Consider the following 2,002-nt stretch of genomic DNA (forward strand, 5'->3'; position numbering starts at 1 on the left):
GTCGTATCAGCGACCAGGAAGCTGTTGTTGTAGAAGAACTGCTTGGTGAAGCCACAGTTGCCACCCTGGCCATATTGTTCCAGCAGCGTTATGATCATATCCACGGCTGAGCGAGCACTGTCACAGCGTTCCAGAGCCAGCCTGAGCAAGTCCATGCCGGTCAGTCCCGTTTTGCTGTATCCCCCACGGGTGAAGACCGCCTCATTGCCAATGGCGACACCATACTCGTTGACGCCCATCTCGGCACCCCACATCCAGAAAGGTCTGCAGAGCAGGACGGCGTTCGTTTCCCGCACCTGATCGACGTCGATGTAGGTTGTCTTGAGTCTCGGCTCGCGGTGAGTTCTGTGTGGCAAAACTGTCAGGAGCTGGGCCTCGTTCGGTTCGCGGTCGCTGTTTTTTGCCAGCATCGTATGGCCATTCAGTGTCATTGGAGCAAGAACTACAAGTGTATCACACATCACGAGTCTCCTTCACTACTATAGTTGCCGGACGCCGAGATGTGGTTCTCCTATGAGGCCTGACGAATGCTTCAAAGAGTCTGGTTGCGTATCCACCGGTCGAGATGCTGCAAGAGGCTCTCCTGGTTTTCCATAGGCAGAAACAGCGATGGCGTCGGCAGGACAGTCCGGATACGATCTGCGTAGGCTGAACTGAAACTCCGGTTGTCCAGCATGAAGACACTTCGCAGGGTGTGCGGATCCATCTGGTGCAGTGTGTATTGCAGCAGGGCAAGTGCATAGGGCAGGTCGAACTGCCGGAAGGCATCACCCCGCTTCTCTTTGAGCGCTTGTTTAAGGCGCGTCACCGTTGGAAGGAACGAGTTGGGAAACTGCAGCTTGGTGACAAACAGGAACTTCGCCGATATGATGTCGCCGAAGCTCAGGTAGTCGAACGGAATGAGCAGAATGGCTTTGTTCTGGCCGGTAAACTGTTCCAGGAGCTGCGTACGTGTGTGCCCATTCTTGGGAAGCAGCAGGCTGTATTCGGCCAGTCCAGGTTCGCGTGCAAGAAACGACTGCATGCGGTGCAATGTCTCGAGAGAGTTCGAGGCGACCATTGCTTTTCCGGGAAAGCGTCTCATCGTTTCGGCAATGAGACGGGCGCCGTTCTTTTCAAATCCGGACTCGTTTGGCTTTGGCAGATGCAGTGTCACGAACGTGGGGATGCGAGGGCCTTCCAGCTCACGGTCGACGACAACGACGGGAGCCTCGGAACCTGTGAGGCCGAATGTCTCGGGCAGAAACCGCTGGTCACCAGCAGGACATACGCTCGTTCCAGCGAGGAGGAACTGGACGTGGGCGTTGTACGCCCGGATGCGTGAGGCAAGGACCGTCCTGGTACTCGCCAGCATGATCTCCTGACCCTGACGTTCCATCCATACGGCGTAGGCAGGGTTGTCTGCATTGTTCAGAACAGAAGCAAGATCACGACATTGCGTCAGGTATGCCATTCGCATCGTAGCGGGCAATGTCTCCCCTGCGTTCGCGAAGGCCTCCACCATTGCGTCTGCCGTGGATCTGAGCGCTGCGAACTCGCTGGCAGACCAGAGCGTTTCGCCGATCGCGATGCGCCCTCGGACCCCAGCGTTTTCCTGATGAGTCACATGCAGGTAGAGCTCCTCGAGAAGGGTCCCGGCGCGTGTAGCAAGGCTGGCCACAATAGCAAGACCTGGAACTTCGTCTCGTTCGCCTGCAACACCGGCGATAATGCGCAACATGATCGAGGTGACCTGTACCTCAGGTACGTCGAGTACGTCACTCATGAGTTTCTCAGTTTCAGGTGAAGAGACCAGGACCGGTGTCGACTCGCCAAGTTCATGGAATACATGTGGTGCCTCGGCGAGGTCGGTTACATGGAGGTGGGCGACACGTGCACGGGCCAGCGATTCCCGGACGGGACACACATCATGAAACGGACAGCTCGACTCGAGCTGGCAGTGAGCTGCGGATATGTGATTGACAAGGCGGGACTTCTTCAGGAACAACGGCATGCCCGGGAT

Annotated in this window: 2 protein-coding genes; both read right to left on the bottom strand. The window is 56.8% G+C overall.

The annotated features are described in order from the left end of the window. Window positions 1-461: carcinine hydrolase/isopenicillin-N N-acyltransferase family protein (locus SMC5_RS00200; protein ID WP_207798893.1), on the bottom strand; the 461-nt coding region annotated here is incomplete at its 3' end. Between the two features lie 71 nt (window positions 462-532). Continuing rightward, window positions 533-2,002: ATP-dependent DNA helicase (locus SMC5_RS10525; protein ID WP_165848885.1), on the bottom strand; the 1,470-nt coding region annotated here is incomplete at its 5' end.

It is taken from the genome of Candidatus Cryosericum odellii (assembly GCF_003570935.1).
Taxonomy (GTDB): Bacteria; Caldisericota; Caldisericia; order Cryosericales; family Cryosericaceae; genus Cryosericum; species Cryosericum odellii.